General features: G+C 52.0%; 23 protein-coding genes and 1 pseudogene. 3 read left to right on the plus strand and 21 right to left on the minus strand.

The features are described 5' to 3' along the window. Positions 1 to 10 precede the first annotated feature (10 nt). Positions 11 to 1,264 (plus strand): sodium/glutamate symporter, encoded by a 1,254-nt coding sequence (gene gltS, locus LBJ36_08710; GenBank protein MDR1379117.1) that lies wholly within the window; start codon positions 11 to 13, stop codon positions 1,262 to 1,264. A gap of 94 nt (positions 1,265 to 1,358) precedes the next feature. Continuing rightward, entirely contained in the window at positions 1,359 to 2,258 is a 900-nt protein-coding gene (ftcD, locus tag LBJ36_08715; protein ID MDR1379118.1) for a glutamate formimidoyltransferase, read from the plus strand. 31 nt (positions 2,259 to 2,289) lie between these two features. Here the strand turns inward: ftcD and LBJ36_08720 are convergent, their stop codons facing one another. From LBJ36_08720 to LBJ36_08790, 15 genes are all read right to left on the minus strand, one after another. Beyond that, the gene (locus LBJ36_08720; GenBank protein ID MDR1379119.1) at positions 2,290 to 2,886 is read right to left on the minus strand and encodes a HutD family protein; all 597 of its coding nucleotides are present in this window, start codon (positions 2,884 to 2,886) and stop codon (positions 2,290 to 2,292) included. 263 nt (positions 2,887 to 3,149) lie between these two features. Next, positions 3,150 to 4,535, minus strand: a complete 1,386-nt coding sequence (locus LBJ36_08725; GenBank protein MDR1379120.1) for an MATE family efflux transporter — start codon at positions 4,533 to 4,535, stop codon at positions 3,150 to 3,152. A 4-nt stretch (positions 4,536 to 4,539) separates the two neighbouring features. Beyond that, positions 4,540 to 4,887, minus strand: coding sequence for a hypothetical protein (locus tag LBJ36_08730; protein ID MDR1379121.1), 348 nt, complete (start codon positions 4,885 to 4,887; stop codon positions 4,540 to 4,542). After that, a complete protein-coding gene (locus tag LBJ36_08735; GenBank protein MDR1379122.1) occupies positions 4,869 to 5,201 on the minus strand; it encodes a hypothetical protein in 333 nt (110 codons plus the stop codon). Before LBJ36_08735 ends, LBJ36_08730 begins: the two co-directional genes overlap by 19 nt. Then, positions 5,201 to 9,067 (minus strand): hypothetical protein, encoded by a 3,867-nt coding sequence (locus LBJ36_08740; protein MDR1379123.1) that lies wholly within the window; start codon positions 9,065 to 9,067, stop codon positions 5,201 to 5,203. Before LBJ36_08740 ends, LBJ36_08735 begins: the two co-directional genes overlap by 1 nt. Positions 9,068 to 9,144: 77 nt before the next feature. After that, on the minus strand, positions 9,145 to 9,930 hold the full coding sequence (locus LBJ36_08745) for a hypothetical protein (GenBank protein MDR1379124.1): 786 nt from the start codon (positions 9,928 to 9,930) through the stop codon (positions 9,145 to 9,147). Further along, positions 9,927 to 11,033 carry a type II secretion system GspH family protein gene (locus LBJ36_08750; protein ID MDR1379125.1) on the minus strand — a complete coding sequence of 369 codons (1,107 nt, stop codon included), beginning with the start codon at positions 11,031 to 11,033 and terminating at the stop codon, positions 9,927 to 9,929. Before LBJ36_08750 ends, LBJ36_08745 begins: the two co-directional genes overlap by 4 nt. Before the next feature lie 55 nt (positions 11,034 to 11,088). Next, complete coding sequence (locus LBJ36_08755; GenBank protein MDR1379126.1) at positions 11,089 to 11,523, minus strand: hypothetical protein; 435 nt, start codon at positions 11,521 to 11,523, stop codon at positions 11,089 to 11,091. A 625-nt stretch (positions 11,524 to 12,148) separates the two neighbouring features. Further along, the gene (locus LBJ36_08760; protein MDR1379127.1) at positions 12,149 to 13,201 is read right to left on the minus strand and encodes a hypothetical protein; all 1,053 of its coding nucleotides are present in this window, start codon (positions 13,199 to 13,201) and stop codon (positions 12,149 to 12,151) included. 603 nt (positions 13,202 to 13,804) lie between these two features. Next, positions 13,805 to 15,112, minus strand: coding sequence for a diaminopimelate decarboxylase (gene lysA, locus LBJ36_08765; protein ID MDR1379128.1), 1,308 nt, complete (start codon positions 15,110 to 15,112; stop codon positions 13,805 to 13,807). 148 nt (positions 15,113 to 15,260) lie between these two features. Further along, positions 15,261 to 17,270: a lytic transglycosylase domain-containing protein gene (locus LBJ36_08770; GenBank protein MDR1379129.1), complete on the minus strand. Its 2,010-nt coding sequence runs from the start codon at positions 17,268 to 17,270 to the stop codon at positions 15,261 to 15,263. 79 nt (positions 17,271 to 17,349) lie between these two features. Then, positions 17,350 to 18,219, minus strand: a complete 870-nt coding sequence (locus tag LBJ36_08775; GenBank protein MDR1379130.1) for a 4-diphosphocytidyl-2C-methyl-D-erythritol kinase — start codon at positions 18,217 to 18,219, stop codon at positions 17,350 to 17,352. Positions 18,220 to 18,309: 90 nt separating this feature from the next. Continuing rightward, a complete protein-coding gene (locus LBJ36_08780) occupies positions 18,310 to 18,543 on the minus strand; it encodes a Veg family protein (protein MDR1379131.1) in 234 nt (77 codons plus the stop codon). 131 nt (positions 18,544 to 18,674) lie between these two features. After that, the gene (locus LBJ36_08785) at positions 18,675 to 19,295 is read right to left on the minus strand and encodes a hypothetical protein (GenBank protein ID MDR1379132.1); all 621 of its coding nucleotides are present in this window, start codon (positions 19,293 to 19,295) and stop codon (positions 18,675 to 18,677) included. Between the two features lie 28 nt (positions 19,296 to 19,323). Continuing rightward, on the minus strand, positions 19,324 to 19,749 hold the full coding sequence (locus tag LBJ36_08790) for a hypothetical protein (GenBank protein ID MDR1379133.1): 426 nt from the start codon (positions 19,747 to 19,749) through the stop codon (positions 19,324 to 19,326). A 98-nt stretch (positions 19,750 to 19,847) separates the two neighbouring features. Between LBJ36_08790 and speE the strand changes: the two genes are divergently transcribed. Further along, a complete protein-coding gene (gene speE, locus LBJ36_08795) occupies positions 19,848 to 20,726 on the plus strand; it encodes a polyamine aminopropyltransferase (protein MDR1379134.1) in 879 nt (292 codons plus the stop codon). A gap of 35 nt (positions 20,727 to 20,761) precedes the next feature. On the opposite strand, the gene LBJ36_08800 is transcribed toward speE, so the two are convergent. The 6 genes and pseudogenes from LBJ36_08800 to LBJ36_08825 all read right to left on the minus strand — a co-directional run bounded on the left by LBJ36_08800 (position 20,762) and on the right by LBJ36_08825 (position 26,591). Continuing rightward, complete coding sequence (locus LBJ36_08800; GenBank protein ID MDR1379135.1) at positions 20,762 to 21,493, minus strand: lipid-binding SYLF domain-containing protein; 732 nt, start codon at positions 21,491 to 21,493, stop codon at positions 20,762 to 20,764. Positions 21,494 to 21,618: 125 nt separating this feature from the next. After that, positions 21,619 to 22,725, minus strand: a complete 1,107-nt coding sequence (locus tag LBJ36_08805; GenBank protein ID MDR1379136.1) for a hypothetical protein — start codon at positions 22,723 to 22,725, stop codon at positions 21,619 to 21,621. Next, complete coding sequence (locus tag LBJ36_08810) at positions 22,722 to 24,002, minus strand: YibE/F family protein (protein ID MDR1379137.1); 1,281 nt, start codon at positions 24,000 to 24,002, stop codon at positions 22,722 to 22,724. Before LBJ36_08810 ends, LBJ36_08805 begins: the two co-directional genes overlap by 4 nt. Positions 24,003 to 24,364: 362 nt before the next feature. Continuing rightward, positions 24,365 to 24,667, minus strand: coding sequence for a hypothetical protein (locus LBJ36_08815; protein ID MDR1379138.1), 303 nt, complete (start codon positions 24,665 to 24,667; stop codon positions 24,365 to 24,367). Next, a pseudogene (gene tnpA / locus LBJ36_08820) lies at positions 24,664 to 25,075 on the minus strand (IS200/IS605 family transposase). Before tnpA ends, LBJ36_08815 begins: the two are co-directional and overlap by 4 nt. 163 nt (positions 25,076 to 25,238) lie before the next feature. Then, the gene (locus LBJ36_08825; protein ID MDR1379139.1) at positions 25,239 to 26,591 is read right to left on the minus strand and encodes an aspartate aminotransferase family protein; all 1,353 of its coding nucleotides are present in this window, start codon (positions 26,589 to 26,591) and stop codon (positions 25,239 to 25,241) included. Between the last annotated feature and the right edge of the window lie 97 nt (positions 26,592 to 26,688).

The following is a 26,688-nucleotide window of genomic DNA, read 5'->3' on the forward strand; positions in this document are numbered from 1 at the left end:
AGGTTTTTTTATGAAGTGGGAAATGGTCGATGGGGTGTTCAATCTTATTTTTGACCCACTTTTCACGACGGCGGTGGCGGCGATTTTCTTTATTGTTGGGGTGACGTTGCGGCGTCACATTGTGTTTTTGACGCGTTTTTGTATCCCCCCTGCGGTTATCGGTGGACTGATCATAGCCCTGATGGTGTTGGGGATACACCATCAGGGAGGAGCTTCGGTGTCCTTTAACACGGTAATGCAAACCCCAATGATGCTGGCCTTTTTCACAACCATAGGGATTGGAGGTAGCTTATCGCTTTTGAGCCGTGGAGGTAAGGCTTTGCTCGTTTACCTGGTTGTCTGTTGGGGACTGGCGGTTTTTCAAAACGCGTTCGGAGCTGGTTTAGCTACACTGTTCAATATACACGCGGTGCTTGGGATTATGGCTGGGGCCGTCTCTCTAGAGGGTGGTCATGGAGCCGCGGCAGCCTTCGGGCCAACGGCGGAGAGCCTGGGTGTTGTGGGAGCTCAAGCGGTAGCCATTGCCTCCGCGACCTACGGCCTCATTGCGGGTGGTCTTCTAGGCGGTCCTGTTGCTAGTTGGTTGATCAGTAAGAACAACTTGGAGTTGACCGCATCCCAGGAACGCATTTTTCAAGAACACCGAGACGCCGGCAAGAAGACAGAACTAAGCGACAGCTTCGATCTTTTCCGCATGTTGGCACTGGTTCTCGTCATCATGGCAATCGGCAGCATGGTTTCAAATTGGTTCAACAACCAAGCCAAAAATGTTTGGCAATGGGAAAACTTCTCCCTGCCTGACTACGTGGGCGCCATGTTTGTCGCGGTGGTTTTTCGCAACCTGAACGACGTGCTGAAAGTGATCAAGATTTATAACAAGGCTATAGACCTGATCGCGGAAACTTCGATCGGACTTTTCCTCACGATGGCGATGATGAGCCTCCGTATCTGGGACCTCTACGACCTGGCGATTCCGTTGATCGCGATTTTGCTCCTTCAGACGGCAGCAATCGCGGTTGTGGGCATATTTGTCCTTTTTCCGATTTTGGGCAAGGACTACGACGCGGCAGTCATGTGTTCGGGGTTCCTTGGACACGGATTGGGGGCCACGCCAAACGCCGTCTCAAACATGAATACAGTGTGCGAGCGTTATCGGGTGATGTCTTACAAGGCATTTCTGATCGTTCCCCTCTGCGGGGCGGTGCTAATTGATCTTGTTGGCATTCCCAATATCGTCTGGTTCATCAATTATTTCACACATTGAGAAGTAATTGAGAAGTAATTGAGAAGTAATTGCAAAGTAATTGAAAAATAATTGAAAAATAATTGAAAAGTCGTCAGGGAAAGGATGGAAAACCATGAGTCAATTGGTGGAATGCGTTCCGAATTTTAGCGAGGGGCGGCGGGCAGAGGTCATTGACGCCATCGTGGACGCGGCGCGTATCGTGCCGGGAGTGAAGGTACTGGATCACTCCTCCGACGTCGATCATAACCGGACGGTTTTGACGTTTGTTGGTGAACCTCAGGCGGCCAAAAAAGCGGCGTTTGCCTGTTGCGCCAAGGCCGCTGAGCTGATCGACATGGAAAAACACAAGGGCGGACATCCCCGCATCGGCGCCACGGACGTGATCCCCTTTGTTCCCATTTCCGGAGTCACGATGGAAGAGTGCGTCGCTTTGGCTCACGAGCTGGGCAAGGAAATTGCGGAAAAGCTCTTGATTCCTGTGTACTTCTACGAGGCCGCGGCCAAGCGGGCAAGCATGAAAGCCCTTCCCGACGTGCGCAAAGGGGAATACGAGGGACTGAAGATGGCCATCAAGACTCCTGAACGGGCGCCGGACGAAGGACCCCAGGCGACGCACCCGACGGCAGGCGCGACGGTGGTGGGGGCACGGCCGTTTTTGGTGGCCTTCAACATCAACCTGAACACCCCGGATATCGCGATCGCCAAGCGAATCGCCCAAACCATCCGCGCGGCCAAGGGCGGTTACGTGAACTGCCGCGCCATTGGCTTGCTTTTAGATGACCGAAAAATCGCGCAGGTCTCCATCAACATGACGGACTATACCTCCACACCTCTTCATCGCGTTTTCGAGACGGTAAAGTCTGAGGCCGCCCGTTACGGCGTCAACGTCGTGGGCAGCGAAGTCATTGGTCTAACCCCCATGCAGGCGCTGGTAGACGCTGCGGTTTTCTACCTCCGCGTAGAGGATTTCAAACGCGAACAGGTTTTGGAGGCTCGTCTTCTCGAAGAATAATAAGCTGAAGAATAATAAGCTAAAGAATAAGCTAGCGTCCTTCGAGGCGAGACACCGCGGCAACCACCGGCGGTATAGCGCATTCCAAAACACGGAACCGCGGGAGTTCTTTCGGTCCGGTCTCGACGACGAGCAAGTCACCACAGTCGAGTCTCACCTCGAAGGATTCTCCGGTTTCACTCTTCAGCTCGACTCTTGTGTTTTCATCTTGCGCGTAAACGCAAGTGAACCCATCAGCGGCACAGGAAAAGAGTAGAGGAGAATCCGCGAAAAATATCTCTCCCTTCCAATTCGGCCTGTGAATCAAATTGAAATCCACACACCTGCCATAGGACCGCGTTGTCCATTTCCCCTCGAAGGTATCAATCCGCGAAGGAGCCAGCAGAACCTCCCCATGCCCCTCGTGAATCAGGCGTATTTCTCCCGTCAGGGGTGTGATGTGCCTGATATATCCCGCGAAAGAAGAAAAAACGGACTCCTCAACCTCCACTGTCGCTGAAGATACCCGCAACTCGAAGTTTCTCTTTGCTAAATCAGTGTCGCCAGGAAATATGAACAACTCTACCGTGGAACCGCCTGACCAAGCGGCAATCCGCAAAGAGAGTCTCTTTTTGACGTCGTATCTCATGTTCGTATCGAATGTGGGCTTCTCGAATATGGGCTTCGTGGATTCCCACAGTCTCCGCGTCCAATACTGCTTTTTTTCATGTTTTTCATATTTTTTATATTTTTCATATAGTCTCTCTCTTTTCGCGGAGGATTTTTATGAAATTTTATCGTTATATTGTGCTATATGGCATAGAAAATCAAGTATAGAAAATCAAGTATCGAATCCATGGCGGATGTTCCTTATATCTCCGTCCTAATATCTTCACCCTAAAGGATGGGGTTTTACGAAACATGGGATAAGGATTGGGATTCGAGTTTTTTGACGGCTCGCATCTCATTGAAGATCAAAAGCACTGATACGACGATGGCAGCCAGGTCTGCTATGGGACCGGCATACATAACGCCGTCTATTCCCCATCGCATGGGGAATAGGATGATCATGGGCAGTAAAAACAGAATTTGTCTTGTCAGAGAAATGAAGAGCCCTTTTGTCGCCTTGCCGATTGATGTCAGGAAACTCGACGTGATCGGTTGTATTCCAATGGCGAACGTCATGAAAAGGTAGATTCTGAAGTACCGCTCGACAAAACGGTAATACTCCTCTGTTCCTTTGCCGAAGAGGCTGATGATTTCCCGCGGAAAAAACTGAAAAACGACGAAGGCGGTCAGAGATAAGAATAAAGCGAGGTTGGCGATGAGGCGAAACGTCTGCCGCACCCGAGCGAAGTTTCCGGCACCGTAGTTGAAGCCGATAATCGGCTGCCCTCCTTGAGCCAGTCCGACAAGCACCGAGATAAAGATCATGTTGACCTTCGTGATCACCCCGGCCGCGGCCAAGGGGGCGTTGCTACCGTAAACGGACAGGGCGCCGTAGTGGGTCAAGGTGTTGTTTAAGGCGATTTGCACGATCATCATCGACAACTGATTGAAGCTGATGGCGGCGCCCAGGGCGGCGATTGAGCGCAAAACAGACAGACGAGGACGAAAGTCGGCTCGCGTTAGGCACACGCTTTTGTAACGCAGAAAATACCGCGCCACTAAGAGCCAGCCCATGAATTGAGATATGGAGGTGGCCCACGCGGCTCCGGCGATGCCCATGTCGAAGGTAAAAATAAAGAGGGGATCGAGAATTGTGTTGAGCAGCGCCCCGGTCAAGTTGCAGACCATGGAATACCGGGGACTGCCGTCCGCCCGTATCAAATGACTCCCGCAGGTGGTCATCACCATAAACGGGATTCCCCACGATGTGATGCCCGTGTAGGATATGGCATAGGGCAAAACGTCTTTCGTTGCTCCGAGCTTGAGAAGCAAGGGGACGAGAGTCAGGCGTACCGCCAGACACAGCGCCGTCCCTGTGAGCACAGCGAAAACAGCTGCGTTTGCCGCGAAGCGTGCCGCCTTGTCTCGGTTGCCCCTGCCGAGTTCGAGGTTGAAGTTCGAGGCGCCGCCTATACCCAAAAGCGCGGATACGGAGATACAAATCGTGACGATGGGGAAGGCTACATTTGTGGCCGCGTTGCCAAGCATCCCCACCTTCCATCCGATAAAAATCTGATCGACGATGTTGTAAAGCGCCCCTACCAACATAGCGATGATGCTGGGGGTCGCGAACCTCAACAGCAGCTTTTTTATGTCTTCGGTTGCCAAAGGGTGCATGGTATTTGTCATCGCGTCAGTCCACTGTATTGGAAACCCCCACATCACGATTCCCCGTTCTCCGAGGAAACACCACAATCTTTGGAAGATCGTCGAGGAAGGACATATCCTTCGGTACATGAACGCGAAGCTCGCCAGTTTCGACCACATCGTAGTTTTCTGGCCCCTCTGGTATTCCGTTTCTCACCATTGCGAAGGCGTTGCCTTGTCCACACGAGTAAAAAACGTTGGCAATCCATACGTCTTTCGCTTCGTTACCCCTGTCTAGCAACATCTTCGTCGCCTCCGGCGATATGTCCACACTGACAATCGTGGCATAAACGGCAATGATCCCTAAAACGTTTTTCAAGAACCTGGCCGGCATGAAATGACCTCCCCTGTGTCTTCGATAATTCCAACGGTAATGACGCGTTTGAGATAATTTTTCACGAAGGTTTCCTGATCGAGTTGCCGTCCTCTTTGGTCAAAAAACTGGCAACGGGAATGCAATGGCCCCGCCGCGTCCTCTTCACCGATCCGTAAAGTGATCTCGTTGGGGGTGAGGGTTGTGTCGATTGACTCAAAGACGCCCGTCGCCTCCAAGATCACGATTTCCATTTTTGCCTGGGTCACTGAGGGAAAAAGAAGAAACGCGGCCAAGAGAAGGGCGTATATCATTACGGCGGCTAATTTTTTCATCAATACGTCTCCTTCCAATATTGAATATAGGGAATATCTGGAGAGACTGTCAGCGTGATAACATCCGGCTGATTGAGAGATGGCATCTGCATGAGGTTCGGCGCTAACTGTTTGCCTTTCAGTAGGGCAGGAAGGTTTTCGAGAGCCCCCGCTTTTAATGGCTTTACTCCAAGATAAAGTTTTCCATTATAAGATGACATGCCGGCAACTTTGATGTCTTTGAGTACCAACGCCTGAAGGTGCCCCGGCCACATCCCGCTTCCCGTAAAAGGTTCGAACGCGTACAGCTTCCCATCCCCAAGCTCAGGACATAGAGTCAGATCAGCCTGGTCCTTGGGAATAGGTTTGGGCACGAACGTGGACACATAAAGCACGCCGTAATAAAGATAAGGCGCGGTCGTGACGTATTCGGCCTTCGTTTCCAGCGTAGGAGGACGCAGTTTTAGCGCCCAGCCTTTATAGTCAGGATCCAGCGGGTTTGCTCCGACAAAAACATTCGGCTCGACCCCATAGTTCGTTCCTCCAATGGGAGGGTTGTCCTGCATATAAGGCAATGAATAAAAGTCGGCGGTCGTTACGTTGCCGGAAGCGCGTGTTAAATCATGACCCCAGATATATTGCTCCGGGTTTTCCAACTTTCTTGCTTCGCTGAAATCTGGCACCATCAGGTCGGATGTGCCGCCAAAAATCATCTCATCTTCGATCTCTCCCCTGCCCTTGGCGTACACGAGGGCTTTGGGGATGGCGATGGGTTTGTTTCCCGACGCTCCAGAACTGAGCAACTGAAAAATGCTTTCGAGCTTCCAATCCTGCACGGGGAGACTCGTATCGCAATAAAGCACATTGCCCTGACTATCCGCCGTGTAAAAACTTTTCGTCGTCTGATCGTCAGACACGACATAAATAATCGGTGAGATCATCATTCCCAAGTCGCGCTGACCGACGGTCGGATCCACAAAATCGCCGGTATACTCCCCTATAGGCTTGATGATCGTGCCCGAAAGGGGATCGAAAGCGTAAAGCACTTTTCCATGATCGTCCATCCCCAATCGATATCCCAATCCTCCAGGCAGTAGGCCCACGTCTCCTCGCCTACCCGCGTCTTTTTGGTCTACGGAGACGATGACGGGATTCACGATGGTAAGCCCCAAGTTGCTGTAATCCCATTTCACGTTGGGCAGCAACATTGTCGCCAGGTTTCCCCAACGCCTGACTCCGTTGATCAAGAGATCCGCCTCTTCCCCATCTCCGTAACGGGCGTTGTCTATGGCCCACAAAAACTTGGGGGAGTCTGAGGGTGTCGTGACGTCCATAGCGTAAAAGCCGTTGCCTCCCCATCCCATATTGCCGATGAGAACCGTTCTATAGCTCTCCGAATCGTCGCGCACGTCCCGCGCGCTCATCCCGCCGTCCAGCAAAACACCCGCTATGGAGTTATTGTGCGTTATCCCATCTCCCTCGATCCACTGCCCGGTAAGAGTCTCGAACTTGAGAGATTTCAAGCGACTCTGAAAAATGTTGGGAGGGATGAATGCCCATTCTTCTTTGCCGGTTTCGTCGTTGACCGAATGAAGGACTCCGCGGTTGGTCTGGAGGTAGACCCGGGATGGTCTGAAAGGAAGATTCGTATAGGGGGCGGTGTCGCCTACCATCATGAACCCCGAATGCTCCATATCCCCCAAAACGCTATTAGATGACATTTGATCCAATTTTTTGTAAGAATGGAGCCATTTTGTGAATCGAGAGACGTCGGACGCGGGAATGCCCGCTTTCGTGGCTACATCGATGTTTTCGATAAGATCCACAGCCGTTAGATTATCATTAGTTTCGTTGGTCGTAAAAACACGCCGGGCATCCGCTCCGGACAATAGCTTCTCGTTGAGTTCCCATACCTCCTCTAGGTGGTCGTCATCGACCAGTCTATACTTAGAGAACCAAGCGTCCCACTGATCGTAGGCATTGACCTTGTAAGACGGTGAGTAAACGGCGTTACCGGTCCCCTGGGGAAAGATCACCGGAGCGCTGGACGCAAATCTATCGGCATTGATACGCATCAACACCGATTTCAAATTTGAGATCAAGCTGGTGACGTCGTTGGCGAAATAAGGCGTGGAAGCGAGATTGGGGGATCCGTCGGGATAGGGGTTACCGTAGTTTGCCATCGATGTCAGGTCGGTCCGCAGGTTCACGGAAACTTCGTCATTAGCCTCTGGGTCCACAAAGCCTACCACCAGGGTGCGCACTCCGCTGTCCATGGTGAAATTCGCGGATTCCCATTTTCCCGTCGTTTTGTTCCACTTGCGGCCTCTCATAGTTTTCGTGTTGTCGTAAAGTTTTTTGACGGCTTCATGGGCCTTAAGAGTGTCGGGATCGCTGTCGTTACCTGCCGTGAAGACGACCAGCCAGTTGCTCTGGCACGAACCGATGACGGGAAAATAACCTCGGGTATCGCCGGTTCCTCCGTCCACAAACGGCAGGTTGTCCGCGCGCGGGGAAAAGAAATCGACCACGCTTCCGACTCCTAGCCCTGCCCGCAGGGTTTGCCCACTGGTTTTGTCGTCGATCCGATAATCCTGAAACTGGAGATAAGCCTGTGTGCCATTGTAATACTGTTTTTTCAATCCAGTTCCCTTTTCAAAATAAATGGCATCGTAACTATAGCCATTTGCGCCGGCGTGTTGTATGGTATTGCCGTTCAGATGATAGTCTCGCCCGTAGATGGAGGTGGAAAGAGGCGTTTTACCGTCGGCGATGAGCTCTGGCTCCAGAAAGTTCGTTTCATCCCCTCCATGTATACCGTTGATGTAGCGCCGGAACTCCGCCAAGTTGGGCGTCGAGTGAAAACCGCTCTCGTCGGACCTGTAGAGATAGTCGAAAGGCAGTCTCAAAACGGATCTGTTCGCCGCGATCCACTCATTGGACGTCTTGGACATGCCATAATATTCCCTGTCTACCCCGGCCATGGCACGAGAACTGTCTGTGTAACCAGTACTGCCTGAAAGCCCCGTTGACCAGTCTGGACCGGTTCCGTAGTCGAAGGAAATGTTATTCGCTCGTTTTACGGGATTTGCGTTGGGGTCTCCGCTCACCACGTTATCGTAAAGCCCAGCTCCAAAAGGAAAAGATTTGTAAAAATCAGCCAAATAACCTGTATAGGGATAATTAAATTCCTGATAGCTATTGGCCATGGCAAGTTTCATGCGGGATAGTAAAGCCCTGTTTTCATCGCTCAACAAACGCCACAACACCAGTTTCATTTGGTACATACGGCTATCGTTAGGCACCAGGTACTTATCCGCCAAGAGTTTCGGCACGGGCTCTCCCCCATACACTCTTCCCGGCAAATAGTTGGTCACGGCGGAGGTCGGCCCAGGAATGTTACCTATTCCGTTCCAGTTGGCAGCGTCTGGATCTTTAAAGGTCAAATAATAGGGTTTGTTGGGGTAAGGAGAGTAATAGCAAAAGGGATTTCCGATAATGTTATTGGTAATATCAAGATCCCTGCCGAAGACGTAATAATTCACACTTGTCATTTCTGATATAACATTCCCGTCGGTGTTTGTGATAACGAGAGGCCGCATTCCAGTGCCATAGGTGTTCTGCTCCAGAAGCTTGGCCCGTTCGTGAGGGTCCCAGATGACGTCGACCATGGGCAAACGTCCCTTGGGCGTCATGGTCATGGGAGAGCCCGTGTCCAGTAAGAACAGGACGTTGGGGTCGATACCCACCGCGTAACTGTCGTCCATGGGGTAGTCCGTGGTTTTCATAAAAAAGCGCGGCAAGGGGGGGGCCGCGGCTTCCACAGCCGCGTTCACCGCGCAAAAAGTCAATACGATAAACATAAAAATCACTATACGCTTGTTCATCCTTGGCCTCCAAATACGAATAAAAATTTAAAATCGTGCAAACAATTTATTATATCTAACTCCTGTTTTTTTATTTTTCAACTGTCGGGGCTGGAAATTTGAAAAAAAGCTTCCTCCACAAGATGTTTTCTCCTTCTTCCCCCTCCGTCCACGTCGAAGAGTTCTACCTTTACCAAATACGATCCCAATTGTTTCAAACTCAATCTTCGAGTGATCTCGCTATCTTGGCCCTCAAAAGTATTCCCCGATCCTCCAGCCCCGGCGAAAAAATAAGCGTCTCCGCTGACTTCTTTGGACCCGTCGTTGCCCTGATTAACCATCGGTATATCGGCATCTAGGCTGGATTTTCTGAAAACCAGCATGGGAGCCGGTATCTCAGCGAGTATCGCGGGTGGAATAGAGCTATCTAGTTTCTTCGCCGAGTAGGCCACGTCGTAGACACGCAAGGTCACAGCCTGGCGCTTTTCAGGAAGCGTCACGTCCAGACTCAGGCTTCCTGACGCGTCTCCGGGGATCCCGGTAATTTGCAGATCCTGGGGTGTATGAATTTTTATGGCGTCGTTATCGATATTTGGCACATGAAGCGCTTCGTTTGTGTGGGCATTGTAGTCCGAGATCTTTCCCTTCGCCTCTTCCACGTAGTCGGTCACCCTTGTGTGCTCCATGTAGACTTCTTGTTGCCGCTCGGTATTCCTGCGAAACTGGACCGTCGCGTGGAAGGCAAACGCGATCAGCGTGCTTCCCACCAGAACGATGACCAACGCCAGGGGAAGAGCCATTCCACGCCGTCTTTTTCCTTTTAAAAAAGGTAAATAGGGTAAATAAAGTAAATAAAAGATTCTCCTGTTCACGTTCACGTTCAATTTCGTATCCTCCATGTTATGCTTTGCGCCTCGACACGGCGCCTTGACGCTTCCGGCGGCAGCGGAGACGCGAAAGGCGGCCACGCCGCCGCGCCCCCTACATCCGCTGGGACGACTTCTTCCCCCATGATGGCCAAGTACATGGTCAAAAGCCGGTTTTCTTGGTCAAAGCGGAAAAACATCCCCGCCACGTTATGGGTCAAGATATTGACTGTATTGGCTGTCTCCGCGGAACTCATATAATTCGCGCCGAAAATCTCCTGCACCAGCTCGCGGCGTTCATTGACGTAAAGACGGCAAGCCTGCACCGTGTAGAGTTCTTCATACCCTCCTAAAATTCCCTGCAAGGAGCTCGTGCAGTAGGGCGCCAATTGTAGATCGATCGTGTTATCCACCACATTGATGTCCCTGACCAACATGGGAATCCGAAGTGTGGGAAATGTAACCCACGAACGCATGTCTTTTGTGCCTTCATCTGACATTGCCGCCACCAACCCCATGCTTCGCCCATCATTGAGCGTAAAATTCTGCGCCTTGGCGGCGCTGTTCGGGAAGGCGAATCGGAACCTCTTTACCTCGCCTTTTTCGAAATCGATGTTTCCGTCTTCAGGAGGCAGCACTTTCAGGGGAAAGCGAACACCTCCTTCCTGTCCGACAATGAGCTCCGCCCAAGCGTAATAGACTTGGGGACCCACGTAAATGAGTGAACCCGGGGACACGGGATCAGTGACCATCTTGCCGAAATTCCTCAATTCCGAGACGGGGTCGAAGGACGCCACGGTAACGGGTCCACCCCAAGACGCGCCCGACGTGCCCATATGCCCCATCACGGGATGATGTTGAGGCAACGAGCTCCTGAACGAGTCCGCGAAAGTCCCTATGCGGAGTCTGTTGTTCGGCATACCCAAGGAGACGTTGGTTATTTCCTTTCCAATTTTTTGGAAAACATATTCTATTTCTCCTCGGGCGGTGACGCGGTCTTGGTTTTGAAAATACCCCCCAAACAAAACCCATAAAGTGGTGAGTACCACCGCTCCTAAAATCCCCATAATGACCAACGATATCAATATTTCGACAAATGTAAAGGCCCGTGAACGTCGCAACTTTCTACCCTCCAAGCAACTTTCTATCCTTCAATAAGCAACAATAAGCAACTTTCTATCTTCCAACCCTATCGTCCGAAACCGTCTCGCTGGATTTTGCGTTAATTCTCCTTACGAGAACGAAGGGGGTTACTCTCTTTGATGCGGAGCTCCACCTCAGCGTCAGGCGAACGGTGCGCACTCCGCCAAGTTCGGTGACTTCTTCGGCCAGCACTCGGTAACCCTGAATCATAAACCCAGTGATGGGGTTTCCCGATATTTTGGAATCTAAAAAATGGGCAACGTAAGTGGCCGCCGTGTCCATGTTGAAAGCAAGAGGCGGCGTCGGTTCGGGGTTGACCGACTCGAACACTTCGAACCAACTGGAAGCCAAGATGCGCGCGTTGATCTCTTCTTTGGCGAAAACGCGCAGCTCCGTCACCCAGACGGCCGTCGCTAAAAGAGACCACAGCGTTATTCCCAGGACGATCATGAGAATCACACATTCCACTATGCTAATGCCCTTCCGTTGCCTAAATCTCATTCTTTTTGTACTCTTCGTGCTTTTTGTACTCTTCGTATGAAGCATAAAAAGAAAATCCCTCTCTTTCTTCTTCTCCCGCCACTTCTCCCGCCAGCTCAAAGGTTTTTCTCATTCAGCTCCGCGTCGAATCCAATACAATATTGAGCCTTGTGTATATTCTGTGATACTTTTGAAGCTATTGAAATTATGTAATATTGGATTAGGTTATGCATGACAAGTCATTCGGTCAATGGGTCTATAGGCACAGACTAGCTAAGTAATATGACGCTGAAAGGCGCGCGATAATTCTTTAAAATTTCTGTACTCATCCCCAACCCCGTCCACAGTAAAGCGCTTGATGGCATTTTAATCTGTTGACGCGCAATATCGAGATTCGCCTCGATCAAATATATTTGCATTGGTCACGAATGAGAGGATGGTGACTTTTGAGAATGATTTCTCTAAATATTGTTTGAGAAAAAAGAGTTATGCGGTTTCACGGCGGTTTCACGTGGGTCAGAAAGATCTCCCACATCTCATCTAGCAAAAAAGGAGGCTCGAAGCCTCCTTTTTTGCGTACAGGGTTAATAGGGTTAAACGGTTAGTCGCTCTCTTAGGATCTTTTGCGGATGAATAGCGGCGGTATCGCCAAAACCGCAACCCCCAACCCCAAGACGTCGCACGTCCCGCCGCCACCCGCGTCGTCGTCCGCGGTGACCGTGACGCTCACATGCGGCGTTTCAACCGAGATGCCATTCAAAGTGGCCCCGTTCCCCAGTTTCCCAGTAAACGTAAGTCGATAAACAAATTCCGTAAAGACAGGGTCATAATTACTGCTTTGGGTTCCGCCCGGATTTGAGGCTGAGACTTTGAGCATTGTGATAGTGCGCGGAGGTACTGTCATGGTAGGCACAGGGGTCAATCCCAACAAGTTAGGCAACGCGGAGGCCACCTCAATGCCACTTTTTTTCTCTATCACACGTTCCAGCTTGGACTCATTTACCGCGAATACACGATAGTCGTTGCTAGGGTCGTCATCGTTGCCGTAATCATCCACTTCCACATAAAGCTCTCTCGTTGAACCGGCCGTCATGCGGAGACTCGTCACCTCATTGCCATTACCGTCTCGCACATTCATGCCATGGGGAATGAAAAAGTAGTTCATATTCATAGTAGGAAGAACTCGAACACGAAGAGAGAAAACTTCGGTATTCCATTCACCTCTTGGTCCATCCGCATCTACTACTGTAGATTTGAGCTGAATCTTCAGAACTCCATCCACAACATTTTGAGTATTTATTTGAAGAGTCCTCGTTATTGTCCCATAATCAAGAGTGACAGTTCCGCCCCCTATAGTCTGGTTTCCTTCGATTACCCCTACAGTAACGGAGACATATGAGTAGGTGTGATCACCCGAAGTCGCCACTTGTATTGGACGAAGGTACCCAGGAATTACGTCTAAACTAACCGGTACATTGGGTTGAAGGTCAATGATCCCTCCATTAGGTATCTTCTCCCCATTCCGTTCCAGGCTAAACGTCCCCAAGACAGAAACTGTCCCATCGCGAGGCAACGCCACGGCTTCTTTCGCGCCTGTCAACAACATCGCCGTTACCATTAACAACACCAGAATGCCCATTGCCTTTTTCACACCAATTTTCTTCACTTCCATTGTCCCCTCCACAAAAAAATTCTAGTCTTTTCCAGCTCACTTATGCGGAAAATTATACTCTACTTTTGCATGGGAAACACGTCAGTACTTCTACAGGGCAAACGCGTCAGTATGTAAGTAATTGACATAAGCAATTTTATATTTTACGTATAAATATCTAAGCAAAAAACGCAAATCTAGAATTTACGATAAAGCGATGAGAAAACCAATGACTTCAGCCGTTGGATGAGAATCGCAACGCCGCCGTTGGCGGCGTTTGTTTGGTATTTGGTTTTTTGCCATATGTCTACTTTCATGTTAAACTCCTTTTATGGCTTATCAACGCGAGATGCGGGGCGGAACACGACCGGGATATCAATCGGGATATCAAGGCGGCTGTAAATATTCTCAGAGTGGGGGCATCCACTCTTGCGGGGGCATTCACTCTTATTAAAGGAAAAGACGTAAGACCGGTTTAAGTCGGCTGTCTTTGTCGATCTTAGAATCCTACAACTTTAGTCGTGGGAGTATGTCAAAAGTGTCTTAGCGATCCTGATGCGTTTGCCCTGTCTACTTCTGGCGCTTCGCTTTAACCTAAGGCAGGTTCTTCCTCAAAATTCACCCCACGCGCCGCGGCATGTAGTCGCCCCGGAGCAAGTCGTCGTGGGTTTGGCGCTCGATGATCACCTCCGCGTCGCCGTCCTTCACCAGAACCACCGCCGGGCGCGGAAGACGATTATAGTTGCTCGCCATCGAAAAATTATAAGCCCCCGTGTTGAAAACCGCTAGAACATCGCCGCGTTCCACGGAGGGCAAAGCGATGGACTCGATCAAAACGTCCCCCGTCTCGCAACATTTGCCGACGACCGCCACTTCCCCAACCGCGGGGTCCCCGAACTTGTTCGCCAGGGCGCCTCGATACTTCGCCTGGTAGAGCGATGGTCGTGGATTGTCGGCCATGCCTCCGTCTACGGCAACGTAAATGACACTTGGTAGACGTTTGACCGTCTCCACGGAGTAAAGAGTGATGCCGGATTCTCCTACTACCCATCGGCCGGGTTCGATGGTGATAAAAGGGCGCTTCAGGCAACGCACCTGGCACTCCCGGACCAGAGTCTCCATCATGGCGTCCGTGAAGAGGCGTAGGGGAACATGGGAGGTACCGCCAAGCCCGGATCCGCCGTCTCCCAAATCGGGTAAAGTTCCGATCCCGAAACCTCCGCCGAAATTCAGTTCCTCCACCTCGATCCCCTTGTCGATCTTCAACTTTTCGGCCAGGGTTACGACACGCTCCACCGCCTCCAGGTGAGAGGTATTTTCAAAGATCTGAGATCCCACATGAAAGTGAAAACCCTTAAAGCTCAAGCTCGGTGAGGCCACAGCGAAACAGAGGGCGTCACGGAGAAGTTCGCCGTCGATGGGAAAGCCGAATTTGCTTCCCTCTTGGCCCGTGACGATGTGGGAGTGAGTGTGGGGGGTCACTCCTGGCGCGACACGGAGAAGAATACCGGGGCATTGCCCAGTTTCAGCCGCTAGCTCGGATAAAAGCTCCAGCTCCATAATTCCGTCCACGACAATGCGCCCCACCCCGGCGATTAGTGCCCCCCGAAGCTCTTTTTCCGACTTGGCGTTGCCGTGCATCTCCACCCGAGATGAAGGAAAATTCGCCGCCAACGCCACCCGCAGCTCTCCCTCGGAAACAACATCGAGCCCCAGGCCCTCCTGCTCCACGATACGAGCCATGGCTTTCGTCAAAAAGGCCTTGCTGGCGTAACAGGCCGCCGTGTTGGGCCATTTGTTCAAAAAAGTCTCCCGAATCTCCACGCAACGGGTCCGAATGAGGGACTCGTCCATTACATAAAGGGGTGTTCCGAACTCGCGCGCCAACTCCACACAGTCCGCTCCACCCCACAAAAGACGCGACAAAATACAGGCCTCCTTGTGTTTTACTTTTGTTTTATTATGAAACTTCCCAAAGCTGTCGGACACGTTCACCCACATGGCCAAAAGCGCCTGTCCGAGTTCGCAAAACCTCCCGGACAGGATATCGGACCACAACGTTTCTTACGCGCTTTCAATTCGCGCTTGCGGTGTTCCCTCCATAAAGCAGCCGATAGATCTCCAAGTTGCCCAGAACCTTCTGAACATAATCGCAGGTCTCATCGAAACGGATCTGCTCGATCCAATAATCGGCGGCCAGGTTCTCCCCTCCGTTCGCTAGCCATTTTCGCGCGTTTCCAGATCCAGCGTTGTAAGCGGCCATGATCAATTCCGGACGGCCGAAAGATTTGCGTAAACGCGCCAAATGGGCCGTTCCCATAGTGACATTGTCCGTGACGTCGTAAATGTCGTATTTTTGAAGCCCGATCTGCTTCGCCTCATCCTTGGCCGTCCCAGGCATCAACTGCATCAAACCCGACGCTCCGGCCCAACTGGTCGCCTTGGGCTTGAAGGCACTCTCCTGTCTCATCACGGCCCACACGAAACTCGACTCCACGCCATACTTCGTGCAGGCCACCTCTACCTGCTTCCTGAAAGGCCGCGGATAAAGACGCTCCAGTCCATTACGGTAAACCTCTCCCGAAGAGAAAAAATAACGAGACAAAAGCCGGGCCTGGGCATAGGCTCCTTCCTCTTCCCCTAGCCACTCGGAAAGGGCGATGGAGCGATACAGTTCTTTGGAAGACGTTTTGAGACGCTGCATCTTGAGCCTGGCATAATAGACGAAGCCCCATTCCTCCAGTAGCGTCGGTTTGGAGGCCAAAGCGGGGGGATCTCCCTCTCTCAGTTTTATGGATCCAGGCTTAGCCAAAAACGCGTAACAGGATAGGGGATAGTTGCGGAGCAGGTCCGAATAGGTTTTTTCGGATTCTTTCGTCTGCCCCAAAGACACCTGAGCCGCCCCGATCCAGTAAAGAACTCGGGGTCGCCAAGAAGCGTCCAGTCCGGGTGCATAAAGGCGCTTCCAATAACTCAGGGCGTCCGCCGTCTTATTGGCGTTCCAGGATTCCCAGCCCCTCCGCCAAAGGAGCTTGACGGTATTGACGGAATCGGGATAGGCTCGTATCAAGTCGTCTTCGAGTTTTTTCACCTCGGCGGCGTTCAGTAGACCGCCGTTGCTCGTTATCAGGGAGTACATGGCCCGTGCTTGGACTTTCCCCTTGCGTTCCTTGACCACCCGGCGCAATATCTCTACGGCTTTCGTCGCGACGGAGTTCGCCTTCCCCTTCCCCACCATAGAGGAGACGCGCCGAACGGAACTCTCGGCGTAGCCGTTTCCCGAAAGCGCTAGAGTCCCCCACAAATTCAAAGCGTCGGCGCGACGTTTTAACTTATCCAGGGAATAAGCGCGATAATAGGTTGCCTTCCTCCAGCCCTGCGACTTTTGCGGGACCGTCGCGAGAAGATCAATGGCGGTCTTGTAATCGTTTTTCAGGTAGGCGTATTCCCCCATCGCCAAGACGGCGGCCGTAGGCCAGGGCTTCGGACGCGCGGCCAGAACCTCGTAGGCGTTTTTGTTAGTGGGTTGCTGTTCCAGGAGCTTCAGGGCGTTAGTGCTCTGGTCCCCCGGCAGTTTTACCAGACGGGTGAGAGCCAAAATTTTTTGGTCTTTGGTCTCGGCTGTTTCCAACATTTTGCTCAACGCCTGTTTTGTTGCTTCGGGATTTACGTCGCCCAAAAGGCGAAACTGCGCGTAAGCGATGTAATAGCGAAGCTCTTCCGGGGCATTCTTCTCCATTTCGCCGGTCAGCTTCCACGCCTTCTGTTTTTTCCCCTGCTTTTCGTACCCCAACAGCAAGGTCATGTTGGCGTAAGGCCGGACCTCCGCGGGAAAGGAACTCGCGTGTTTTTCCAGAATAGTCACCACCTCGTCCCACTTGTTGCGGATCCGCAGAGAATTGGCCATGAGAGCGTGCTCCACCGGTGTGGGGGGTTTCCTGGAGGAGTAAAACTCGTCCAGCGCCTCCCAGGCCTGCTTCTGGAAAAGCGAATACGACGAGATATCCGCGCCTTCAGCAGCGGAGAAGGCGAAAAATGTCACTAATACACACCACAAGCCCCATCGATATTTGTACTGACGCAACCTTAAAACCTCTTTTCTGTAGTTTTTTAGCAGAGTCAGGGGACGAGTCCCCTGTGGGATGCGGGGCGGACCCCGCATCTTAAACGTCTAAAGACAACACCTGTTTTGTCCCCAAGGGCCACTCCACAGCGAAAACAGAAGGCGATTCACGCAAGATCGCAAAGGCCGCCCCTCCGCTGCCGGTGATGCCCCAAGCGTAAGCGCCGATTTTCTCGAGTACTCCGAAAAGAGTACCATAATCGGGAAATTTATCCATTAGCTCCGCCGCGAAGTCGTTGGGCAAAAGTCCCACACGTTCCCCATTCCGCAGCTTTGCGCAAAGCTCCTCCGCTTCGGATCGGGCCGCGGTCTCGCTCAAAGGATAATCTCCCCTGTACCAGTGGTCCAATCGTTCATAGGCGCTCCCCGTCTTCACGCTCCAAGCGGGAAAAACGACCACAGCGTGTAGTCTCATCGGGTCCAAGGGCTCCAGGATCTCTCCCACCCCCGAAACTAATGCCAAGGGTAAACCGGAAAACAAAAACGGAACGTCGGCCCCCGTCTTCAGCGCCACGTTTCGCCAGAGATGGGTCGCCTCTTTTTCAGGGACTTTTTCGACTTCTCCAGCCAGCCAGCGCAAGATGGCTGCCCCGTTGCCGCTACCAGCGCCCAAGCCCGACCCTGGGTAAAGGTTTTTTACGATCTCCACATCAAGAAACGGAACCCGGCATCCCGCGTCCCTGGCGTAACGCAAAGCCCTGGAGACAATGTTTTCCCCCTCTACCTCCGCGCCCTGGACACGCACCGAATCCCCTTCCTCATTCCCTTTCTCGGCCTTGGAGATCGACAGCGTCTCCACACCAGGGAGGCGCAAGAACAGCGACACGATATGATGATAACCATCTTCTCGCCTCCTCGTCACCCGGAAAGACAAATTCAATTTTGCCGCGCTATACTGCACGAAACGCACCTGAAAACCCCTTTCATAGAAAACGATAAAAAGAAAACAACAAAAAGAAAACGACAAAAACGCCCCCGACTTTTGCCGGGGGCGTATTAGTTAAACCGAAGGAACAATTTCAAGCTCTACTTCCTTGGTCAATATCTCAGCGTAACTGAAAGAAACCGTACTCGCCTTGGACTCCACATACATGGTAAACAACTTCGGATACACATTCAACAAAATCCCCTGCGTCACCTCTATTTTGTTACGCCCCTTCGACGTGCGGCACTTGACCAACTGACCTTTATAAGAGACAATTTCGTCTTTTATCGAGGTGAGCGTTCTTTGCATAAACCATCACTCCCTCATTCATGCTACATTTATAATAGCATAAATGTAGCAAAAATACAAATTCAAAAAACAACAAATTACTATTCCTAGTCTTTCTTTTGTCCATTCCATTTATTCCATTTTTTAAAATGTCATTTATCCCATTTCGAATAGCTATAGCTGAGGTGAATGGGATAGTCTCCAGGAGATTCGCCGGGAAAACGGTTAGCAATTTCAGGATTGAAGGAAAGGGCGATGAGGGTGTCTTTATCAGGTCTCCAAGCGCTGTTCAACATAATGCGCCCCTTGACGCGGGGATTGGGGACGACTCGTTCCTTTGTCACACCAAAACGAATACCGTAGGCTTGGCGAATGCCGTCATACAGGGCGCGGTCCGATTGGGTATCTCCCGAACTCGCAATGTAAGCCGTCTTATGTTTCAATCCCTTCTTGGCGTGGAAGCTGAAAATGAATATAGCTGAACGGTATTCAAAGGTTCCTTTCATCGTAAGCTGTCCGTTGCGGACAAAATCGGCCGCCACGGCGCCACTCTGTTCCATGCGCTTTTGGGTGCGCGTAGAGGAAAGACCAAAGGTTACTGACATGAAAGGCTCCGCGCTGTCGTTGGCCCATGCGGGACCTACGAAAAATGCGGGACCTACGAAAAAAGCGAACAATAGCGCCGCAGTGATGACGACCCAAAGCCATCGTTTTTCGGCGAAAACGCTCCTGCCGGAATCGGACAAGTCGAACAAAGATCTCATGTCATTCATGCATGGTTACGACCATTTCTCCGGCTCGTTAGCGAGGCCCGAACTCCCACAAAATCCGCGAAGCTCGGCGTGCCGTCTCTCCCGTGCCCTCCACGAAATACCCTCTGTAGCGCTCCACGCTGTCATGAATGATCTTCTTGGGTAACAGGCGAGCGCTGGCCACGGGCCTACCCCGGCGGTCAAAAAACGTCAAAGTTCCGCCAAACATCATGTTTTGGTTCGTCATGTTCACCACGTCAATGGCAAGACTGTCCCAGGCATAAAGCATATTCTCGAACCGGACACCAGGAACGTCTTCGACTCTGCCGTCCATGACGACGCCGGCCACAGCGAAAGAAACCCCGGACGGCACCAACGACAGAGCCAAGGCCAAGATCAGGAGAACGGTCCACCTCATCCGCCTTCGCGCGAAAATCGAACCTTTACGAGAATCTTTTTCTCCGCTTTGTTTCATGTCAATTAAGCCCCCTTTTTCGCTTTTACCTTGTATCGTATATAATATTTTATCATCGGCGTCTCGCGCGTACAAAGGTAATCTAGGAGGTAATCTGAATGAATGACAGGACTCAGACGGAGCCCGTGGCGCGCGCGAAGCGCGTGAATGATCTGTGGCTGACGGAGGAGCAAACCGGAGACACGCGCCTTTCTCTCCGTGTGGAACGAACGGTTTACCAGGAAAAGACCCCCTATCAGGACCTCTTGATTGTGGATACCCGCGAATACGGGCGCGCGTTGATCCTGGATGGAGCCATTCAATTGACGGAACGGGACGAGTTTTGTTACTCAGAGATGATGGCCCACGTGCCCCTCTGCGCTCACCCCAACCCCCGGCGCGTGTTGATTGTGGGCGGCGGAGACGGAGCGATCCTGCGGGAGGTTCTCCGGCACGCGGAAGTGGAAACGTGCGTTTTAATCGACATTGATCAAGGGGTGATCGACGCCTCGAAGCAATACCTTCCCATGATGAGTTACGCTCTGGAAGATCCCCGGGCAGATGTGCGTTGCATGGACGCGCTTCAGTATATCAACACCACTGACGACCGCTTCGACGTGGCCATCGTGGACAGCACCGACCCCGTGGAGTTTGCGGCGAATCTTTTTCAGGCTCCATTCTACATGAACATCGAAAAAATATTGACTCCTCAAGGCATCCTGACGGAGTTGACGGAGTCCCCCTTTGCTGATACGGCACTGATGCGTCAGTCTATCAAGGAAATGCGGAAGGTTTTTCCTATCGTGCGGATGTATTGGGGAGCTGTGCCCACTTACCCCACAGGAATGTGGACTTACGGCGCGGCTTCCAAGGCTCCGGACCCCACCATACCCCTGCGAGGGATGGCGGGGACCCGGTATTACACCTCTGAAATCCACAAGGCTGCCTTCGTCTTGCCTCCGTTTTTACAAGAACTGATTGCTCTGGAGACCGCCTAAACTAAACTTCTTCAAGTTTTCAAGTTCCGGCCATCCTAAACGTGACCGGAACCTTTTGCCTTTTGCGAAATGCGCTGAATCTCCTGGATCAGGGGAAGAATGCGTTTGTCCGTCGCGGGCGTTTTCAAGGCGTCGGCAGCGGCCATGTCCTTCTTCCAATATTCTTTATTCCTTTTGACGCTGATGCTCAAGGCGGCGCCGTCTAAAGAAACTCCTGCAAACAACCCCTTCGTCATAGAGTAGCTATAAATAGAGGCTTCCAATCGCCCATCCGTGGCGGCGTCCCCGCGCCTCCCGACAGGCCCGGCGGCCACGGCCACGTCCGCTCCCAGTTTCGCCCTGCTACGCAGAAACGCCTCCACGCCTTTTTCGTTGTTCACGATCAGCACAAAGGCCGTCTTCTGCACTCCGATCTGAAGTCCCAACGACCCGCCTCCCATGTTGTAAAAGCTGGGTCCGAACCATTTATTGCCCTCTTTGCGGAGGATAAACCCCTCTCCATACTCGCCACCGATGATCAAGCCCGCCTTCACCATAGCCGGAATGAAGGCCACCGCGTGGGCGTCTTTGATGACGTCTGCCATGCTCTCCACGTCGGACTGTTCCCCCATAGCCTTGATCACGTTGATGGAGTCCTGGATCAGACTATTTGCGTCTGCGGCCCAGACCGGCTCAGCCGCAAGCGTCACTCCCCATAACATCAATATCAACACCGACACCACGATGCGCCATTTTCCGCCCAACTCTTTCGTCCATAAATTCCGCATTCTTAATTTCCTCCTCATTAATTTCCACATTATCACAGCACCTCCATTTCCAGGACAGAAAAATTTCCCTTGCGGTCTCTGGCTTCAAACAGAGACGCTCAGTCCAACACATGCTCTTCTCTGCTTTAACGCCCGCCTTTTCGGCCTCCGAACATTTCAATCAGCAGTCCGTGACGGAGGCCGTTGATGCTGACTCGAAAAGACTCCGCTTTCAAAACTTCTAGCGCGCATTGCACAATGCACGCGCTGGCGAGAATAATATCCGCCCGCTTGGGAGGCAAGCCCACGATTTTCATACGCTCCTCTAGGCTGGAACGCGCGTAAAGTTCCAGCTGACCGTCAATATCCTTCCGCGTTAAAAAGGTTCCGTTAATCTGGTCGGGGACGAGAGACGTCAGTCCCAGTTTGACGGACGCCATAGACACCACTCCTCCGCCCAAACCAATGACGAAGGGCGCGGAATCGCAAGGAAACGAAAACTCCTCGGCGAAGCGTTCCCGAACAAGACATTCCTGAATGTATTGCCGCGCCGAGTCCACGGCCTCCGGCTTTATAGGAGTCTCTGACCCCACGGGTCCAATAGACCCCGCGCTAAAAAACTTTTCGGTCAGAAACACCGCTCCCACGGCAATGCTTTTGGATTTCTTTATTTTGTTTCCCGTGCCAAGAATGAACTCTGTGCTACCCCCCCCGGTGTCGAAAACCACCGTGGATCTTTCTGTAGAGCCCTCTTTGGATCCTTCTTTAGATCTTTCTTTGGGTCCCTCTTTGGATCCTTCTTTAGATCCCTCTTTGGGTCCCTCTTTGGATCCTTCTTTGACGTCCAAGGTGTGGATGGCCCCCAGCCAAGCCAGCCGGGCCTCCTCTTCCCCTGAAAGGACCTCCACCGAAATGCCCGCGCGATCCCGTACCTGGCGGACAAAATCCCCCGCGTTCCGAGCTGCGCGCAGCGCCATTGTCCCCACCAGACGGGGCCTGGCCCCCAATGCGCCGGCCAACCGGACCAATCTGCGTACCACGTCGACCCCGTGTCGTATGGTTTCTTCGTCGAGAACACCCTTCTCCAGACCCGCGCCCAATCGCACGACCTCGGTGGTGTCCAGCAAGGTGCGCAGCAAAAGACCCTGTTTGCGCACAACGCGCATCTTGATGGAATTACTGCCGATATCAATGACGGCTTTGGTCTCTTGAAAACGGCCCGCCCGCCAGTTTTTTTGGGGGTGCCGCCTCATGGAATTTTCTCCTCTTCCGCGTCCGAATGGGTTTCGAGTGAGAGTTCGAGTGAGAGTTCAGGTGAGAGTTCAGGTGAGAGTTCAGATGAGAGTTCAGATGAGAGTTCAGATGAAGATTTTTCCTCCGACACATTTCTTCCCAGGATTGTCTCCCGCAAAACGAAGAACGTGGCCGTGATGGGAATGGTCAACAACAGCCCTGAGGTACCGGCAAGGCTCTGGACGATCTCCTGCCCCACATAGGGGTCGTTCATTAAGCCCCAGAAATCAGCTCCCGCGTTGCTGATCAAGATAGCCAGAGGTAAAGATGTCCCCAAGTAGGCCAAAATCAGCGTGTTGATCATGCTACCTAGAACCTCCGACCCCACGCGGATCCCGGCGGTCCAGAGGCGAAGCGGGGGGATCTGAGGGTCGTACTCCACGAGTTCCGACATGGCGGCCGTTATGGAAATACCCACATCCAACACCGCGCCGATGGCGCTGATGATAATGGAGGCCAACAACACGCCCCTGATGTCGATCCCTGCGATGGTGGTAACCAGAAGAGACGTACTCTCCTCTCCCGCCAGCCCGGAGAGCTGCCAGAATTCCACCATACAATACCCTAGAAAAAACGCGCCCGCGGCTCCGCCCAGGGTTCCCAGCAAGGCCACGATCCGGGCTTGCTTGCGGCGGACGACGCAAAAGACAGTGACGGTGGAAATGAAAAACACCGCCACGAAAGCCAAAGGTATGGGAGAAACGCCCCTGGCCACCAAAGGGATATAGACCCACAAAAGGCAGGCCACGGATAGCCCCAGTCCCAACAAGGCCATCGTTCCGGCCCGCCCGGCGAAAGCGATCAGGCAGGCGCAGGCGAAAACTACCACCCCCACCACCGAGGGGATGCGAAAAGTGTCCGCTATGGAGTATTGCACGGCCCCATCGTCGAAAACGTCGACCAGGAGAATGTATCGTCCTCCCTTTTTCACGTCGATGCCTCCGCCCTCCATCTGGGTAATGGTTATCGGAAAGAAATGCCCTTTTTGGGCCCCGGTCAGAATCTGTATCGTTAAATCCGACTCCACGATCCTAAAAGGATCCTCGTCTTCCTGGGGCAGAATTCTCTCCTCGCCAACTCGCTCGGCCTTCACCACCAGGGACTCGTCCGTTTTCCAGTTCCGCAGCGTCCAAAAATCCACCACGGCGTAGACGCCCACCGTCAAAAGCGCCGCCAGGGCGAAACGGAACAGATACGCCTTGTAGTCGATGTTTAAATCGGTTACCAGTTTATTCATCGCGTATTCCTAAATCCCAAATTTTCACATTTAACTTTTTCAATCCCGTTTTCCTCCGTCAAAAACAGCCGCTGTTCGCTTCCAAGCCTAGACCCCTTGCTCGAAAAGATAAAGAGCGGTGTCAGCATAATAACAGAACTTTCGTCGTAGTCCTCTGTATTACAAACATAGAGACTATAAGTGGATTGACCTTTCAAGTGCCTTCATAATTATAAAGACGCTACCTTATTATAAAGACGCTACCTTTTGTTGACATACTTCCACAACTAAAGTCATGTGATTCTAAGATCGACAAAGACAGCCGACTGAAACCGGTCTTACGTCTTCTCCTTTAAGCGTGGATGCCCCTACTCTGATAATATTTACAGCCACATTAATATCTTGCTGAAGAACAGTTTATACGCTCTGTCAATACGTTGCGCGATATCTTGTATCGCCTGAGAGCCAATATTATTCCAGTGTCCGTAGCGTTTAGTGTTCTTCAGTTTGGTTATATGCCGTTGCAAACGGATAACATGGATAACATTGAGGCTTTTACCGAACATCCGATAGTAGCGGTGATGAAGCGCGATCAAATAATTGTAGATCGACCCGGCAAGGCTAATCTTATGGTGAAGATGTTTATTCCGTTTGGCCTTGTAGAGTTTGAAAACGTAGGTTCTCATTTATTTTTCTGCCCCTCGATATACTTCATGATAGTTTTATCTGAAATATGCCCTACAGATTCACAACAGATTCACAACAGATTCACAGTAGTACGAACGTGTTCGCAAAGAAGGCATTTTCAGGAGATGAGGAAGTTCCAAGCGCAATACTCTTGCGGTATAGCCCTTGAGCTGTCGGACAATATAGTGAGGAGCGTTTATAGGCCGCGTTTTGACAAAGGCGTGAATGTGATCCGGCATGATATCAAGCTTCGCAATCTGAACATCGATCTCATCAGCTTTCTCGTATAAAAGTTCTTTGAGTCGGATTTCTACACCACCAACAAGCACCTTGCGCCGATATTTGGGACACCAGACCAGATAAGATGATAGCCAATATTGAACACAGATGTGTTCGAATGAATCCATCGTTAATAAACCATAAAGCCAGCATCCACTCTTATAAGGAGAAGACGTAAGACCGGTTTCAGTCGGCTGTCTTTGTCGATCTTAGAATCCCATGACTTTAGTCGTGGGAATATGTCAATGAGTTATTGACGCCGCCTTTTTGTTGAAGACGGCGTTTGGGTTTTTACCAACCCTTTACTGTTTCGAGGACGGAGTCGGGAATCCGGCCCTTCTCGAAATCTTCCATGCTTTCCTCAATGATATCCAACGCCCTGTTCATTTCCTCTTGACTGATGATCAGCGGAGGCTGAATCCGCAGGACGGAGCCGCTGAAGAAGGAAAGCAACAGTCCCTTTTCCCACGCGCGATAGCAGATCTTCGCGGCCGCTGTTCGGTGGCGTTCCTTTGTCTCCCGACCGACGACGAGGTCCACGCCGATGGAGAGACCGATGCCGCGCACGTCGCCGATAAAGTCGAATTTTCTCTGCATCTGCCGGAAACGCTCTTGCGCGTAATCGCCCAACTCGGTTGCGTGAGACAGGAGTTTCTCCTCGCGAATCACCTCGATGGTGGCAAGGGACGCCACGCAACACACGGGGTTTCCCGCGATGGTGAAGCAGTGGACGGGCGCCTCTAGCCCCTCCATCAGCTCGGCCCGCGCGACCACGCCGCTCAGCGGAAGCCCCGAGGCCATAGCCTTACCCATGATAATGGCGTCAGGCACGACGCCGAAGTTCTCGATGCCGAACCACTTTCCCGTGCGGCCAAAACCCTGCTGCACCTCCTCAGAAATCAGGAGAATCCCGTGCTGGTCGCAAAGGGCGCGAAGGTCTTTCATGAACTTCACCGGAGGCACGATCAGCCCGGAATCGCCCTGTATCGGCTCGATGATGAACGCCCCCACCTCGTCCGCGGGCATGTAGTTCGCGAAAGCAATCTGGATCTGCTCGATGCAGTAGTCCGATGTCTGATCGGGCGTCATCCCTGGCACAGGAGGGCGGTAGGGGTCGGGGTAGGGCATGTGGAAAATATCAGGCAGAAGTGGGCCGATTTTGCGGCTCATCGGCAGGCTGACGGCGGAAAGGGATATAGCACCATAGGTGCTACCGTGGTAGGAACGAATGAAGGAAACGATCTTGGAGCGTCCCGTGGCGGCCCGCGCCATTTTGATCGCGCCATCGTTGGCGTCCGAGCCACAGAGCCCATAGAAAACACGCTTCCGATAATCTCCCGGCGCAATGGAGATCAGCTCTTTGGTGAGTTTCACCAGGGGCTCGTGGTACATATAGACGTGGGTGTAGAGAAGCAGTTCTTCGGCCTGATTTTTAATGGCTTCCACCACTTTGGGGTGGCAGTGGCCGGTGTTGACGGCGCCGGCGCTGGAAAGCATATCGATATATCGGTTTCCGTCGAGGTCCTCAATCATTGCTCCCCGACCCCTCTTGATGGCCAGGGGATAATAGGGGATCTTTCCTCCAGGAGAGGTTAGAGTTTTGTCCTCCTCCACCAGTTTGAGACATCGCGTCAAATCTCTCATCGTTACTGCCCTGCCTTTCGTTTTAAAGAAATTTAAATAAATTAAACAAGAAAATCATGGGCTCTGCCCATACCCGCAGGGGACTCGTCCCCTGACC

It is taken from the genome of Synergistaceae bacterium, from assembly GCA_031267575.1.
Taxonomy (GTDB): Bacteria; Synergistota; Synergistia; order Synergistales; family Aminobacteriaceae; genus JAIRYN01.